We start from the raw sequence: 14,608 nt of genomic DNA, 5'->3' as shown, positions 1-14,608 counted from the left end.
AGGGTAATCCTCTAATCCCATAAATCAAGGTTCAGACAATGAGCAATATATTAATAATAGACAATTACGATTCGTTCACCTATAACCTGGTGCATTTGGTTAATGAAATTGGCCTGGAATGCGATGTTTGGAGGAACGACCAGTTTGATATAGCAGATGTGAATGCCTACAGCCACATCATCCTGTCGCCGGGGCCGGGCATACCGTCCGAAGCGGGGCTGCTATTACAGGTAATAGAAAAATACGCGCCCACCAAAAGCATTTTTGGCGTGTGCCTTGGCCAGCAGGCCATTGCAGAAGTATTCGGCGGCAAATTATACAATTTGCCGCAGCCAATGCATGGTATAGCAACGCCCATTAAGGTTACCGACGAAACCGAGCAGCTTTTCGTGGGCCTCCCCGAAAGCTTTAAAGTTGGCCGCTACCACAGTTGGGTAGTAGAAAAGGATTTGCCGGAGGTGCTTACCGTTACCGCTATTGATGAGGAAGATAACTCTGTGATGGCTTTAAGGCATAAAGAATACGATGTTCGCGGCGTACAGTTCCACCCCGAATCGGTACTGACCGAATATGGGAAGGAAATGATGGAGAACTGGTTAAAAGGATAAATGCTTAAATTGCGTGCTTTAAGTACGCAAATCAAAAACTCCCCCTTTAGGGGGCTGGGGGGCTCATGAACATACTCGATAAAATAGTAGCATACAAAAAAAGGGAAGTGGCCCGCGACAAGCGCGAAACCACTTACATCGAACTGGAGGAATCTGAATATTTCCACCGGGAAACGTATTCTTTTAAAGATTTTTTATTGGCGCCCGAGCGTACGGGTATCATTGCCGAGTTTAAACGTAAGTCGCCATCAAAAGGCATTATTAATGATGAAGCGCTGGTAAAAGAAGTAACAAAAGATTACGCCGATGCAGGTGCTTCGGCGCTGTCGGTACTTACCGATCGCAACTTCTTCGGCGGCCGAAAGCTGGATTTAAAGCGTGCCCGCCGCGCCAATACCATCCCGGTGTTGCGTAAGGATTTCATGATAGATGAGTACCAGATCGTAGAGGCAAAAGCCCTTGGTGCCGATATCATCTTGCTGATAGCAGCCATCCTCACTCCTGCAGAAATAAAAAAATTAGCTGCCCTTGCCAAAAGCCTGGAGCTGAATGTGCTGCTGGAAGTGCACAACCTGGAAGAACTGGAACGCAGCATAGATACCAATCTGGATGCTATTGGCGTAAACAACCGTAACCTGGCCGATTTTACCGTATCGGTACAAAACTCATACGACCTGGTGGACCATATCCCCAACGAGTTTTTAAAAATCTCTGAAAGCGCCATCAGCGATACGCAAACCATCAAAGATTTGAAAAAGGTAGGCTTCCAGGGCTTCCTTATCGGCGAAAACTTTATGAAACAGGCAGACCCGGGTAAGGCGATGCAGGAATTTGTGAAGGGGTTGTGATTAACAAAATATGCTGCCACTATTTAATTGCTGATTAATTCAATAATTTAGTAATTGTATGGCCGATAACCTGAACTTTAATGCCGACCAAAAGGCTGCCTTTACTGCAATAAAGAAGTTCCTGGCGCATCCATCTATAAACGTCTTTGTATTGAAGGGGTATGCGGGGACCGGCAAAACCTACCTGATGCAGGCCCTCGCTAAAAAGCTGAAGGAAGATAAGGAAGAGTTTTGCCTGTTAGCTTCTACCGGCCGTGCCGCCACGGTACTCAAAGGGAAAACCGGTTTTACCGCACGCACAGTACATAGCGAACTCTATAACTTTATTGGTGTAAACGGGCTTGATGATAATCCATCGGGGGCAACTGCAAGCAACTCTGCCCAGCTTTCTATGCAGTTTAATACACGTATTGCCGACAATAAAAAACGACTTTATATTGTCGATGAGTCATCCATGCTTTCGGGTGAATTTCAGGAAAGTGAATCCATGCCCGCCACTTTTGGTTCGGGTGTGCTTTTAGACGACCTGTTTGAGGTGGCGGGCAATAATAAGATTATTTTTGTGGGCGACCCATGCCAGCTGCCGCCCATAGGCCAGCCCTTTAGTCCGGCACTTGATAAAAACTGGTTAAACAGCCAAAATAAGGTAGTTGTATCCGTCACGTTATCGAAAATTGAGCGGACCGACAGTGGTAACGACATATTAAAGCTCGCCGCCGACATCCGCGATATGCATGATAGCGGCATTTTTGAATTATATCCCAAACTCCCGGCTTCTAATCTTAACAACGTAAAACTGCACCCTAACGATGACGAACAACTGGATAGGTATTTCGAAAAATACACCGAAACAGGCCCGACAGAAACGCTTGCAATAGCTCGAACCAATCTAAGAGTGCATGAAATCAATCGTTTTATGCGGAAGAAATTGCTCGGCGATGCGAATTTAGACTTGCAAACAGGCGAAGTATTATTAGTAACTCAAAACAACCATAAGGTGCCGTTAACAAACGGTGATTTTGTAACCGTAACCGCCTTGGGCGAGGTTACCTGGCGGGGCGGGCTCAAATTTCAGAGAGTTACAGTGCGGACTTTCCTGTCTGATACGGAGTTTAAAATGCAGCTCTCGGTTAATGCGCTCAAAAGCATAAATGGTAGCCTGACTAAAGATCAAACAAAGGAACTGATGGTTGATTTCCATAGCCGCATGCGCGAAAAAGGGATATCCTCTAAAAGTGAAGAATACCGGGAAGCGATGTTGGGAGATGATTATTATAACTGCTTAAAAGCTACTTATGGCTATGCGGTAACTTGTCATAAAGCACAAGGCGGTGAATGGAATAACGTCTATCTTTTCCTGGATAATGAAAATAATACCATGTTTAGGATGCCTCCTGCCAGCCTCTGCAAATGGTGGTACACGGCAGTAACCCGTGCCCGAAAGGAATTGCACTTAGTAAAACACTGGTGGGTGGTATAGAATAGGTCTACTCCAATTCAACTATTTCAACATCCGATAATACACAGATATCGATGGCGCTGAAGATATTAGGCTTAAGGAAAGCCCACAGTGTACGGTTGTCGCAATTTCCTATTTTGATGTTTATTAATTTAGGTGGTGCTCCGAGACGGGTAATTAGGATGGGGAAGTCTGCATCTTTAGAAACCAAAATGACATTACCGGCCGTTTTTGCTCGGTGGTAAATCTCACTATCCGTGAGGAAGTGTAAATTTAGGCTATAGGATGATTTTACAACATAGCCAGTGTATTCATTCATCCATTTTGCAATAATTGGTGAAATCTGCGTGTCTAACCAAATTTCCCATTGCTCAGGCGGCATGTATGACAACAGTGTTTTTTATTTTCAATGAAGCATAGAACAGTGCTGCCTTAATATCTTCTTTTTCTAAAATAGGATGTTGCTCTAAGATTTCCGCATCAGATAATCCAGATGAAAGCAACTCCAAAATATCACTCACCGGAAAACGCATTCCCCGGATAGTCGGCTTTCCGCTAAGCAAATCAGGGATAAAAGTAATGCGGCCAAGCAAGGCTTGTTGGATATCATTCATGATTTAAAGTTAAGCAAACTTCCATAACAAACACAATACCAACCTGAATATCCGTTATCCCATTTCATCTTCCCCGCAAAAACATTATATTTGCTGCACTACTGCTAAAAAATGTAATCCTCAAACACTCCACGCCATTCATCGTTTAATCGATGAATCTGATTGCCGGCAAAAATAAGCTGGCCTACTATTGTTTTATCGAATACGCTGCGCGCATTAATGCGTAAATCCGCGTATCTTTAATTTTTATTTATGAAACAGAAATTTTATGATACTGCTGTGAAGCAGGAGAAAGTTGTGCTGGTTGGGGTGATTACCCCCAACGAAACGGAAGCACGCGAAAAAGAATACTTAGAAGAATTGGAGTTTTTGGTTGCCACCGCCGGCGGCCTCACCGTGAAAACCTTTACCCAAAAATTACAGCGGCCGGAACGTTCCACCTTTGTGGGTACCGGTAAGCTGGAAGAAATAAAAGAATATGTTGTTGCCGAAGAAATAGACATCGTGGTGTTTGATGATGAGCTTACGCCATCGCAAATGCGCAACATCGAACGCGAACTACAGGTGAAGATACTCGACCGTAGCAACCTTATCCTGGATATTTTTGCAAGTCGCGCACAAACGGCGCAAGCCAAAACCCAGGTTGAGCTCGCTCAGCTGCAATATTTACTGCCACGCTTAACACGTTTATGGACGCACTTAGAGCGCCAAAAGGGCGGTATTGGTATGCGTGGCCCGGGCGAGAGCCAGATAGAGACCGACAGGCGTTTAATCCTGAATAAGATTTCCCTGCTGAAAGAGCGCCTAAAGCTTATCGACCGACAGAACGAAACCCAGCGCAAGAACCGCCAGGCTTTAATACGCGTGGCTTTGGTAGGTTATACCAATGTAGGTAAGTCGACCATCATGAATATGCTGGCAAAATCTGAAGTTTTTGCCGAAAACAAGCTGTTTGCCACGCTGGATACTACCGTGCGCAAAGTGGTGATAGAGAATGTGCCGTTTTTACTATCAGATACCGTAGGATTCATCCGCAAGCTGCCACATCATTTGGTAGAGTGCTTTAAATCTACCCTGGATGAGGTGCGCGAGGCGGATATATTGATACACGTGGTAGATATTTCGCACCCGACGTTTGAGGACCAGATACGTACCGTAAACGAAACGCTGAAGGATTTGAAGGTGCTGGATAAAAAAACTATCACGGTGTTCAATAAGATCGATGCCTTTAACCCTGCCGACCATAATATCGACATCAAGGATACCCCACTTACGATGGACGATTTCAACCACAGTTGGATGGCCAAGAACAATGCGCCTGCGATATTTATTTCGGCCACCCAAAAAGAAAACCTGGAAGAGTTCCGCACCATGCTTTACGATGCCGTAAAAACGATGCATACGGAACGATACCCCTACGATCATTTGCTGTATTAACCCCAAAACGGCCATTTCATCGGCCTTCCGGGGAGATAAAGTTGCCGTAGGGCAACTTTATCTCCCCATACTTGCGCAGCCTTGCACATTACAACATTAATATTCATATTTGTAATGCTTATGGAGAAAGGCGGAGGGATTAGACCCTGCGATGTCTTGGCAACCTGTGCTTACAAGGTGCTACATTCTACTTAACCGGGAGAAAATCGGTTAGGAAAGATAAGCGAAAGTCATTTTTTATACCCTGACTTTTCGAGATAAGCTATATACCAGTTTGCAGTAATCAGTTTACAGTTAGCAGTTTTGCTATGCGGTAAATTTCATAACTGCCTACTGCTAACCGGCAACTGCCAACTGTTTACAATGGACATTAGAAAAGAACTAGAAAAACGCATCCTGGTTATTGATGGGGCAATGGGCACCATGATACAGCGGTACGAACTCACCGAGGAGGATTTCCGCGGCGAGCGTTTCCGCGATCATGCATCCGACCTGAAAGGCAATAACGACCTGCTGAACATCACCCGCCCGGATGTGATCAAGGCTATCCATGCCGAATATTTGGATGCCGGCGCGGATATTATCGAAACCAATACCTTCAGCACACAAAAGATATCGCTTGCGGATTACCACCTCGAAGAGCTTGATTATGAATTAAGCTACGAAGGTGCCCGTATAGCCCGCGAAGTAGCTGATGAATATACGGCCAAAAACCCGGCAAAGCCACGCTTTGTGGCAGGTGCTGTGGGGCCAACAAACCGCACAGCATCACTTTCACCGGACGTAAACGACCCGGGTTACCGTGCCGTTACTTTTGATGATTTGGCTGAGGCTTATTACGAGCAGGTACGTGGTTTGGTTGATGGCGGATCGGACGTGCTGCTGGTAGAAACCATTTTTGATACCCTGAACGCGAAGGCAGCCCTGTTTGCCATCGACCGTTATAAAAAAGAATGCAAGGAAGCCGGCAAAGATTACCCTGCTTTTAGGGACACCGGCGGCGTGATGATCTCCGGTACCATTACCGATGCATCGGGCCGCACGCTTTCGGGCCAAACGGTGGAGGCTTTCTGGAATTCTATAAGTCACGCAAACTTGCTTTCTGTTGGTTTGAACTGCGCTTTGGGTGCCCGCGAAATGAGGCCGCATTTGGAGGAACTATCCGAAAAGGCAGGCGTTTATATTTCCGCTTACCCTAACGCAGGTTTGCCAAACGAATTTGGCGCTTACGACGAAACCCCGCACGAAACTGCCCACCAGGTTGATGATTTCATCAAGGCTGGGCTGGTTAATATCGTTGGTGGTTGTTGCGGCACCACACCAGATCATATTCAATGCATCGCCGAAAAAGCTGCCAGGCATCAGCCACGAAAGAAGCCGGAGATTGCGCCATTCCTGCGTTTGAGCGGTTTAGAATCCGTTACCCTTACACCCGAAACCAACTTCGTAAACATCGGCGAGCGTACCAATATCACTGGGTCGCCAAAATTCTCTAAACTCATCCTTGCCGAAGATTACGAGGCTGCCCTAACTGTTGCCCTGCAGCAGGTAGAAGGCGGCGCGCAGGTGATCGACATTAACATGGATGAGGGGATGATCGATTCCGAGGCCGTAATGGTGAAATTCCTGAATCTCGTGGCGTCTGAACCGGATATCGCCAAACTGCCAATCATGATCGACTCCAGTAAATGGACAGTGATCGAAGCCGGCTTGAAATGCTTACAGGGAAAGGGTATCGTAAACTCCATCTCGCTGAAAGAAGGCGAAGAAAAGTTTAAGGAATATGCCCGCAAAATATTAAGCTATGGCGCTGCTGCGGTAGTAATGGCTTTTGATGAAACAGGCCAGGCCGACTCCTTAGAGCGTCGTAAAGAAATCTGTGAGCGCAGCTACCGTATTTTGGTAGATGAGGTAGGTTTCCCGCCGCAGGATATTATTTTCGACCCGAATATCCTGACCGTCGCAACCGGGCTTGAAGAGCATAACAACTATGCAGTAGACTTTATTGAAGCTACCCGCTGGATAAAACAAAACCTACCTTACGCCAAAGTAAGCGGCGGGGTAAGTAATATATCGTTCTCCTTTAGAGGGAACAACACCGTTCGCGAGGCCATGCACTCGGCATTCCTATACCACGCCATTAAGGCCGGGTTGGATATGGGTATCGTAAACGCCGGTATGCTGGAAGTTTACGAGCAGATCCCCAAAAACTTATTGGAACTGGTAGAAGACGTACTCCTTAACCGCCGCGATGACGCCACCGAGCGTCTTGTTGAATTTGCCGATACCATCAAAAGTAAGGGCAAAGAGATCGTACGCGATGAGGAATGGCGTAAAGAACCGGTGGAACAGCGCTTGTCGCATGCCCTTGTAAAAGGTATCATCGAATACCTGGATGAAGATGTGGAAGAAGCCCGACAGAAATTTGCCAAGCCGTTGGAGGTGATTGAAGGCCCGCTGATGGATGGCATGAACGTGGTGGGCGATTTGTTCGGTGCCGGAAAAATGTTTCTGCCACAGGTGGTAAAATCGGCCCGTGTGATGAAGAAGGCCGTGGCTTACCTGCTGCCTTTTATCGAACTGGAAAAACAGCGCGTGATAGATGCAGGTGAAGATAGCAGCGGCAGTCGCGCCAATGCAGGCAAAATATTGATGGCCACCGTAAAAGGCGATGTGCACGATATCGGCAAAAACATCGTAGGTGTGGTGCTGGCCTGTAACAACTTCGAGGTGATAGATCTTGGGGTGATGGTGCCAGCCCAGCGCATTATTGAGGAAGCAAAAAAGCAGGATGTAGATATCATCGGGCTAAGTGGCCTGATAACCCCATCGCTGGATGAGATGGTGCATTTTGCCAAAGAGATGGAGCGACAAGGATTCACCATCCCGCTGATTATCGGCGGTGCAACAACCTCGCGTATACATGCGGCGGTTAAGGTTGCGCCAAACTATTCAGGTCCGGCTATTCACGTTTTGGATGCATCGCGTAGCGTAACGGTTTGCAGCAGCCTGATGAACCGGGATAACCGCGATGCCTACATCCAAGGGATTAAAGACGAATACGAAAAAGCCCGCGAAGCCCACGCCAATAAAAAGAACGATAAACGTTTTATCAGCATAGAGGAAGCCCGCGCCGGTAAATTCCAGATCAGTCTGGATGGCGATGTAGCGCCAAAACCAGCCATTACCGGCACCAAGGTTTTTGAGGACTACCCGCTGGAGGAATTGGTGCCCTATATCGATTGGACCCCATTCTTCCACACCTGGGAACTGCGCGGCAGCTACCCCAAAATATTTAATGACAAGTACGTAGGCATCGAAGCGAAAAAACTATTCGACGATGCGCAGGTGCTGTTGAAGCGTATTGTTGATAACAAACTGCTGCACGCAAACGGCGTTATCGGCTTCTGGCCCGCAAACAGCGTGGGCGATGATATCGAAATTTATACTGACGATACCCGCACAACCTTGCTAACCCGCATCCATACATTGCGCCAGCAGGCAGAGAAGGCGAAAAACGAGCCCTACTATGCACTCTCGGATTTTATTGCGCCAAAAGAGAGTGGCGTGCCCGATTATTGGGGGGGCTTTGCCGTAACCACCGGCATAGGCTGCGATGAACTGGTTGCCGAGTTTGAGGCCGACCACGACGATTATAACAGTATTATGGCCAAGGCCCTCGCCGACCGCCTTGCCGAAGCCTTCGCCGAAAAAATGCACGAACTGGTGCGTAAAGAGTACTGGGGCTACAGCAAAGGCGAGCAACTGGACACCGACGAACTGATCAAAGAAGAATACCAGGGCATACGCCCGGCACCGGGATATCCCGCCTGCCCGGACCATACCGAGAAAACCACTTTGTTTGAGATACTGAAAGCCGAGGACAATGCCCAAATGCACCTCACCGAAAGCCTGGCCATGACGCCGGCAGCATCGGTAAGCGGTTTCTACTTTGCGCATCCACAGGCAAGGTATTTTGGGCTTGGTAAAATCAGTAAGGACCAGGTGGAGGATTACGCGGTTAGGAAGAACATGCCGCTGGAAGATGTAGAAAGATGGCTGGGGCCGAATATAAATTATTAGCCCCCCAGCCCCCTGAAGGGGGAGCAGAATTGAATAACGAACTAAAGAAATAAAATCAAGACCTTCGTTCCCCCTTCAGGGGGTTAGGGGGCTGGGCACAATGAAAATAACCGAACACATCGCGAACGCCAACGGCAAAACACTATTCTCTTTTGAGCTTATCCCGCCTTTAAAGGGCGAAAGCATCCAGGGTATCTATAACGCTATCGACCCGCTGATGGAGTTTAAGCCGCCGTTTATTGATGTTACCTCGCTGCGCGAGGATTATATCTACAAGCAGCACGAAACCGGTTTGCTGGAGAAACTGGCTTATCGCAAGCGCCCGGGTACCATAGCCATCTGCGCGGCTATCATGAATAAGTATAAGGTAGATACCGTTCCGCATTTACTTTGCGGCGGTTTTACCAAGGACGAAACCGAGAATGGCCTTATCGACCTGCAATTCCTCGGCATAGAGAACGTATTGGTACTTCGCGGCGATGCACGCCGTGGCGATGCTTCATTTGTGCCCACACCCAACGGCCATTGCTACGCTACCGACCTGTTGCAGCAAGTGGTGAACATGAACAAAGGCATTTACCTGCACGAGAACCACGAAGGCATCCTGAAAACGGATTTCTGCATTGGCGTTGCCGGTTATCCCGAGAAGCACTTTGAGGCACCAAACCTAAAAACCGACTTTAAATACCTCAAACAAAAGGTAGACATGGGAGCAGGCTTCATCGTAACGCAGATGTTCTTCGATAACCAGAAGTATTTCGATTTTGTAAATAACTGCAGAGCACACGGTATCAATGTCCCCATCATACCGGGCCTCAAACCGATCACCACATCAAAGCAATTGGTGAATCTTTCCAAAACTTTCCATATCGATATCCCCGAAGATTTGAGCGATGCCATACACGAGGCAAAAGCAGAAAAGGATGTGAAAGATATCGGCATAGAATGGATGATAAACCAGTGCAAAGAGCTGGTGAAATTCGGCGCGCCGGTATTGCACTTCTATACCATGGGTAACCCCGGACCGACTAAGAGAATTGCGGAAGCGATATTTTAGCAGGTTGATTAATCGGCTCACACTTATATTTGTGTCTATGGATTATCTGGTAGTATTTGAAAAAGCAGTTGACGGAGCTATTTGGGCCCGGGTGCCTGATTTGTCAGGATGTTACTCCTGTGGCAATACGATAGAAGAGGCCCGGCTTAACATTAAAGATGCCATTGAACTTCATATCGAGGGCTTGAGGGAGGAAGGCTTAAAAGTACCAGACCCAAGCCTTTTTAGTGCCGAATTGGTACACGTTTAAACAATCGCCCCTATATCTTCTGTCTTGCTTTCAGCTCCAAATATTTGTTGATGGTATTGATGGTTAGGTTTTGAGGTGTGCTGAGGATAGATTGTATGCCATGGGCGGCCAGTTCTTTCATGATCAGCTTCTTTTCGTAGGCGAATTTCTCGGCAATGGTTTTGATGTAGATGCCTTCTACATCGCGTGCGGGTTGCTCGCTCACCTGCTTCAATTCGGTATTCTCAAAAAACACTACCAGCAGCAAATGGTGACGCGCTATCCGTTTCAGGAAGGGCAATTGCCTTTGCAAAGATGGGAGGCTCTCGTAATTGGTGAAGAATACAACCAGGCTGCGCTGTTTCAACACATTGCGTATGGTGCTGTAAAGCGCCTCCATGTTGGTTTCCAGGTAGCGGGTTTTCTCTTTGTATAAAATCTCCAGTATCTTATTTATTTGCGTCGGCTTTTTTTCGGCGGGCAATACTGAACCAATTTTTTCGGCTACAGTAATCAGCCCGGCCTTATCTTCCTTTAAAAGAGCTACGTTGCTTAGCACCAGGCTGGCGTTGATGGCATAATCCAACAGGCTTAGTCCCTCGAAAGGCATCTTCATAGCGCGCGACTTATCTATCACACAATACACCTGCTGCGATTTCTCGTCGGTATAGGAGTTGGTCATCAGGTTGCCTTGCCGCGCCGAGGCTTTCCAGTTGATGTTGCGGTAATCATCGCCGGGTACGTAATTTTTTATCTGCTCAAACTCCAGGCTTTGGCCAAGGCGGCGTATTTTTTTGATGCCCAGTTCGTTCAGCCGGTTAGATATCGCCAATAACTCGTATTTGCGCATCTGCAAAAAAGAGGGGTAAACGGGCAGCGTTTCGGCCTGGTCGAAATTATGCCTGCGGTTGATGAGCCCCAGCGGCGAACGTACGAACACCCTGATGCTACCAAAGGCATATTCCCCGCGTTTTAGCGGCCGTAAGGCATACGTGATGAGCTTATGTTCACCGGATTTCAGGGTAGTCTTGAACAAAACATCGCGCCGTTGGAACTGTACGGGTATCTCGTCGATAATTCCGGCCTGTACCGTAAACGAATACCGGTTTTCGATATAGATACCCAGCTCGTTATCGTCGCTGTTGCTCAGCCTTTCGGGCGCATGCCTTTTGGCGAATACGGCGTTGGGTATGCGGTAAAGCAACAGCAAGTCTGAAAATACCGTGGCCATTATCCCCCAAAAGAATAGTATTGGCACCACGCCCAGCCATGGAAAAAAAAACCACAGCAAAAAAAGGACTACGCTGCCGCCCAGCAGGGCAAACAGCCTGCTGGTTATAAAAAGGTCGGTATAAAACAGTTTGAATAGCTTCTTCACCGGCGCTTATCGAGGTATCTCTATTTTCTGAATGATCTGCGCTATCACGTCATCGGGCAATACGCCTTCCATTTCCTTATCGGGCGTAAGCATAATACGGTGCCTCAAAACAGGGGCAGCAACCTTGATGATATCATCAGGCGTTACGAAATCGCGCCCGTTGATGGCTGCTATAGCTTTAGCCGCATTGATGATAGCCAACGATGCACGCGGCGAGCCGCCCAGGTAAACCGAACGGTTGTTGCGTGTTTCGTGCGTAATTTGCGCCGCAAAGGCCAACAGTTTCGGTTCCACGTACAGCTGCCGCACCTGCTGCCTCAGCGCAATGATGTCTTCCGCAGCCAAAACAGGTTCTACAAGGTTCAATTGATCTATTGTTTTTTGCTGATGCTGCTGGGTTACTATGGCTATTTCCTCCTCCAGTGAAGGGTATTTTATCTCGATCTTGAAAAGGAAGCGGTCCAGCTGTGCTTCGGGCAGGCGGTAGGTGCCTTCCTGGTCTACCGGGTTTTGGGTAGCCAGCACGATGAATGGCTCCGTCATTTTGTAGGTGTGACTATCCATGGTCACCTGTCGCTCTTCCATCACCTCGAACAAGGCCGACTGCGTTTTGGCGGGCGCACGGTTTATCTCGTCGATCAGTATGATATTGCCGAATATAGGGCCGCGCTTAAATTCAAAAGAGGCGTTTTGCGGGTTGAATACCGATGTGCCCAGCACGTCAGACGGCATTAAATCGGGCGTAAACTGCACGCGCGAATACTTCGCATCTATGGCTTTGGCAACAAGCTTAGCGGTAAGCGTTTTGGCAACACCAGGCACGCCTTCTATCAGTATATGGCCATCGGCCAGTATGCCGGCAATAATGAGGTCTATTACCTGTTGTTGCCCTACTATTATTTTGGCAAGGGTTGCTTTTATTTGCGCAACCGCATGGCTAAGCTTGCCAAGATCTGTACGTTGTTCAAAATTTTCATTTTCCATATGAGCCGGTTTGGGTATAATAATTTTCTATGAGCTGGTTTAGTTGGATAAGTTCGCGGTCGGTAACTACGGCATGGCGTTCTACGTAACTGATGGCGGCTACCAGTTTTTCGGCAAGGGCGTAGTCGATGCCTGTTTTATTGGCAAAGCTTTGGGTAAAATCTTTATCGAGTACGGTGGTTACCAGGCGGTGATCCTGCCGCAGGTGTTCTAAAAAATAGCTTGCTTTTTTCTGCGCGATGTTTTGGTTATTGCGCTTTTCGTAGTAAAGCTGGCCCACTACCTGCACAAAGCCTAGGGTACTATTAGCCAATGGCTCTACGATGGGTATAATGCGCTGGTGCCGTTTCATCTGGTACAGTACATAAATAATGAGCGTTGCAAATGCCAGGTAATAGGCCCATTTAAGGGGAGGCGATTTGAAGAATACCCGCATTACCGATTGCTCTCCGTCGCGGCCCAGGGTGTAGTATTCGTCCCATATCAAATCCTTATCGGTTTTCAAGTATGACAATGCCGTAGATGCGTATAACGCCCCGCCCTGGCCCAGCAGGCCGTAGTTGGTAAACAAATGCGGGTTGGTGTTAAGGTACAGCGCGCCTTTGCCCATAGGGAATTTGATGTACGTGCTTTGGTTATGGATGTTGTGTGCCAATACAACAGCTTTTAACGTATCGAAAGCTCCGAAATGAGCGCTGGGCAGCTCTTTTTGCACGAGGTAATTGATGTTGGTGTCGAGCTTTGGGTTCATGAAATGGATGGTATCGTCATCCATGCGATACTCCGAATAACTATCCGCTTCCACCTTTAGCTCTTTGCCCAAAACATCGCCAAAATAGGTGGCCGCTATAAAAACATCGTTGCCTTGTTTTATAAAGGCACTGAGTTTTTGATAATCGGCTTTGTCAATGTTTACTTCATCGGCAATGATGATATACGTGGCGTGTTTGATGCCATGGTCGGCCAGTACATTGTACACCGGCTCGCGGTATGTTTTTATATCCGCCCCGGGGAAAATATCGCGCAGCTGATTGTATAGCACATAAGTACCCAGGGGTATCTTGTCCTTTTTCAGGAAGGTGGGTGTCCAGTCGATAGGTTTGGGGCGTTTATATTCGGCCACCAGGTAAACCAGTAGGAATATAGAGGCTATGCTGAGGTAGACTTTGAAATCTTTCATTTGATAGCCTTTTTAAATTGCTTGAATTGCGCACTCAGTTCGTTGAAAGCGTTGGTATCGATGTAGAAATTGCCGTACCAGATGTATTCGAACCTGCGGGTAAGCAAACCGAAGAGCTGCCGCCTTTCGCCATCGGGTATTTCGCCCAGGTATGCAGAGTTTGTTTTTTCTATCTTCCAGTTTATCAGGTGGGCATCGTGCAGTTGCTTAAGGGTGTACAAATAGTATAGGCGCACCGCCAGCCGGTAGTTGCCCGCAGTCACCGCTTTTTCTATTTCGCTATCGAAGTCATACAGGTGTATGTCCTCGGTAGATTCCGAATAATGTAGCGGCACAGCCCTCGCCTTGCCCCGCAGTAACGACGATGTGCTGATACCCGATACGCGCATCAAAATATAGGTGGCTAAGCATACACCTATGGCAATGATGATGTAATAAACTAAATCGGTTGTTTGTTTACTGGCAAAAAGGTGCCTTCTCACCCATCGCCAAAAAGCATCCCAAAACTGGTTCCATAGGCTTTCGCCCTCCAAATCGTTCTTGTCGTATTTAAGCTCAGGGTCTTTTGAATAACCGCTTATCTTTTTGTTATCAAAATAGCGCTGCTGCAGTCGGCTGCTATCAACCCGTATTACCGCGGGTTTTTTGGGCGCGGGTTTGCCGGGTGCGCTATACGTTATAGATGTCACCCCAAAAACAAACAAGAGCATCAATAAAAATCTGCGCACATC

Annotated in this window: 13 protein-coding genes and 1 riboswitch; of the genes, 7 read left to right on the top strand and 6 right to left on the bottom strand. The window is 47.5% G+C overall.

Annotation, left to right across the window (positions count from 1 at the left end):
- Window positions 1-38: 38 nt before the first annotated feature.
- The 3 genes from AC1DYT_RS14285 to AC1DYT_RS14275 all read left to right on the top strand — a co-directional run bounded on the left by AC1DYT_RS14285 (window position 39) and on the right by AC1DYT_RS14275 (window position 2,936).
- Entirely contained in the window at window positions 39-608 is a 570-nt protein-coding gene (locus AC1DYT_RS14285) for an anthranilate synthase component II (RefSeq protein WP_477470255.1), read from the top strand.
- A gap of 65 nt (window positions 609-673) precedes the next feature.
- Entirely contained in the window at window positions 674-1,456 is a 783-nt protein-coding gene (trpC, locus tag AC1DYT_RS14280) for an indole-3-glycerol phosphate synthase TrpC (RefSeq protein WP_477470254.1), read from the top strand.
- 58 nt (window positions 1,457-1,514) lie between these two features.
- Window positions 1,515-2,936, top strand: a complete 1,422-nt coding sequence (locus AC1DYT_RS14275; protein WP_477470253.1) for an ATP-dependent DNA helicase — start codon at window positions 1,515-1,517, stop codon at window positions 2,934-2,936.
- Between the two features lie 7 nt (window positions 2,937-2,943).
- Here the strand turns inward: AC1DYT_RS14275 and AC1DYT_RS14270 are convergent, their stop codons facing one another.
- On the bottom strand, window positions 2,944-3,297 hold the full coding sequence (locus AC1DYT_RS14270) for a DUF5615 family PIN-like protein (RefSeq protein WP_477470252.1): 354 nt from the start codon (window positions 3,295-3,297) through the stop codon (window positions 2,944-2,946).
- Window positions 3,287-3,529 carry a DUF433 domain-containing protein gene (locus tag AC1DYT_RS14265; RefSeq protein WP_477470251.1) on the bottom strand — a complete coding sequence of 81 codons (243 nt, stop codon included), beginning with the start codon at window positions 3,527-3,529 and terminating at the stop codon, window positions 3,287-3,289. Before AC1DYT_RS14265 ends, AC1DYT_RS14270 begins: the two co-directional genes overlap by 11 nt.
- Window positions 3,530-3,781: 252 nt before the next feature.
- On the opposite strand from AC1DYT_RS14265, the gene hflX reads away from it, so the two are divergent.
- The 4 genes from hflX to AC1DYT_RS14245 all read left to right on the top strand — a co-directional run bounded on the left by hflX (window position 3,782) and on the right by AC1DYT_RS14245 (window position 10,356).
- Window positions 3,782-4,966: a GTPase HflX gene (gene hflX / locus AC1DYT_RS14260; protein WP_477470250.1), complete on the top strand. Its 1,185-nt coding sequence runs from the start codon at window positions 3,782-3,784 to the stop codon at window positions 4,964-4,966.
- 115 nt (window positions 4,967-5,081) lie between these two features.
- Window positions 5,082-5,192: riboswitch (SAM riboswitch) on the top strand.
- 137 nt (window positions 5,193-5,329) lie between these two features.
- Window positions 5,330-9,049 (top strand): methionine synthase, encoded by a 3,720-nt coding sequence (gene metH / locus AC1DYT_RS14255; protein WP_477470249.1) that lies wholly within the window; start codon window positions 5,330-5,332, stop codon window positions 9,047-9,049.
- A gap of 100 nt (window positions 9,050-9,149) precedes the next feature.
- Window positions 9,150-10,106, top strand: a complete 957-nt coding sequence (metF, locus tag AC1DYT_RS14250) for a methylenetetrahydrofolate reductase [NAD(P)H] (RefSeq protein WP_477470248.1) — start codon at window positions 9,150-9,152, stop codon at window positions 10,104-10,106.
- A 37-nt stretch (window positions 10,107-10,143) separates the two neighbouring features.
- Entirely contained in the window at window positions 10,144-10,356 is a 213-nt protein-coding gene (locus AC1DYT_RS14245) for a type II toxin-antitoxin system HicB family antitoxin (RefSeq protein WP_477470247.1), read from the top strand.
- A gap of 10 nt (window positions 10,357-10,366) precedes the next feature.
- Here AC1DYT_RS14245 and AC1DYT_RS14240 read toward each other — a convergent pair whose 3' ends face one another.
- The 4 genes from AC1DYT_RS14240 to AC1DYT_RS14225 are packed head-to-tail and all read right to left on the bottom strand — an operon-like array spanning window position 10,367 to window position 14,605.
- Window positions 10,367-11,713, bottom strand: coding sequence for a DUF58 domain-containing protein (locus tag AC1DYT_RS14240; protein ID WP_477470246.1), 1,347 nt, complete (start codon window positions 11,711-11,713; stop codon window positions 10,367-10,369).
- Between the two features lie 6 nt (window positions 11,714-11,719).
- Window positions 11,720-12,697 carry an AAA family ATPase gene (locus AC1DYT_RS14235; RefSeq protein ID WP_477470245.1) on the bottom strand — a complete coding sequence of 326 codons (978 nt, stop codon included), beginning with the start codon at window positions 12,695-12,697 and terminating at the stop codon, window positions 11,720-11,722.
- Window positions 12,687-13,877, bottom strand: a complete 1,191-nt coding sequence (locus AC1DYT_RS14230; RefSeq protein ID WP_477470244.1) for a DUF4350 domain-containing protein — start codon at window positions 13,875-13,877, stop codon at window positions 12,687-12,689. The genes AC1DYT_RS14235 and AC1DYT_RS14230 overlap by 11 nt, the downstream gene beginning before the upstream one ends.
- Window positions 13,874-14,605, bottom strand: a complete 732-nt coding sequence (locus AC1DYT_RS14225; protein WP_477470243.1) for a hypothetical protein — start codon at window positions 14,603-14,605, stop codon at window positions 13,874-13,876. The genes AC1DYT_RS14230 and AC1DYT_RS14225 overlap by 4 nt, the downstream gene beginning before the upstream one ends.
- Between the last annotated feature and the right edge of the window lie 3 nt (window positions 14,606-14,608).

The organism is Mucilaginibacter sp. P1_D10 (assembly GCF_056406215.1).
Note: the sequence above shows the minus strand (reverse complement) of the source record. Positions and strands in the feature narration are given on the sequence as shown.

Excerpts from the sequence above, each read along its gene's own strand:
- AC1DYT_RS14245 (WP_477470247.1), top strand. The coding sequence starts at position 10,144 with ATGGATTATCTGGTAGTATTTGAAAAAGCAGTTGACGGAGCTATTTGG.
- trpC (WP_477470254.1), top strand. The coding sequence starts at position 674 with ATGAACATACTCGATAAAATAGTAGCATACAAAAAAAGGGAAGTGGCC.
- AC1DYT_RS14235 (WP_477470245.1), bottom strand. The coding sequence starts at position 12,697 with ATGGAAAATGAAAATTTTGAACAACGTACAGATCTTGGCAAGCTTAGC.
- AC1DYT_RS14230 (WP_477470244.1), bottom strand. The coding sequence starts at position 13,877 with ATGAAAGATTTCAAAGTCTACCTCAGCATAGCCTCTATATTCCTACTG.
- AC1DYT_RS14275 (WP_477470253.1), top strand. The coding sequence starts at position 1,515 with ATGGCCGATAACCTGAACTTTAATGCCGACCAAAAGGCTGCCTTTACT.
- metF (WP_477470248.1), top strand. The coding sequence starts at position 9,150 with ATGAAAATAACCGAACACATCGCGAACGCCAACGGCAAAACACTATTC.
- AC1DYT_RS14270 (WP_477470252.1), bottom strand. The coding sequence starts at position 3,297 with ATGCCGCCTGAGCAATGGGAAATTTGGTTAGACACGCAGATTTCACCA.
- AC1DYT_RS14285 (WP_477470255.1), top strand. The coding sequence starts at position 39 with ATGAGCAATATATTAATAATAGACAATTACGATTCGTTCACCTATAAC.
- hflX (WP_477470250.1), top strand. The coding sequence starts at position 3,782 with ATGAAACAGAAATTTTATGATACTGCTGTGAAGCAGGAGAAAGTTGTG.
- AC1DYT_RS14265 (WP_477470251.1), bottom strand. The coding sequence starts at position 3,529 with ATGAATGATATCCAACAAGCCTTGCTTGGCCGCATTACTTTTATCCCT.
- metH (WP_477470249.1), top strand. The coding sequence starts at position 5,330 with ATGGACATTAGAAAAGAACTAGAAAAACGCATCCTGGTTATTGATGGG.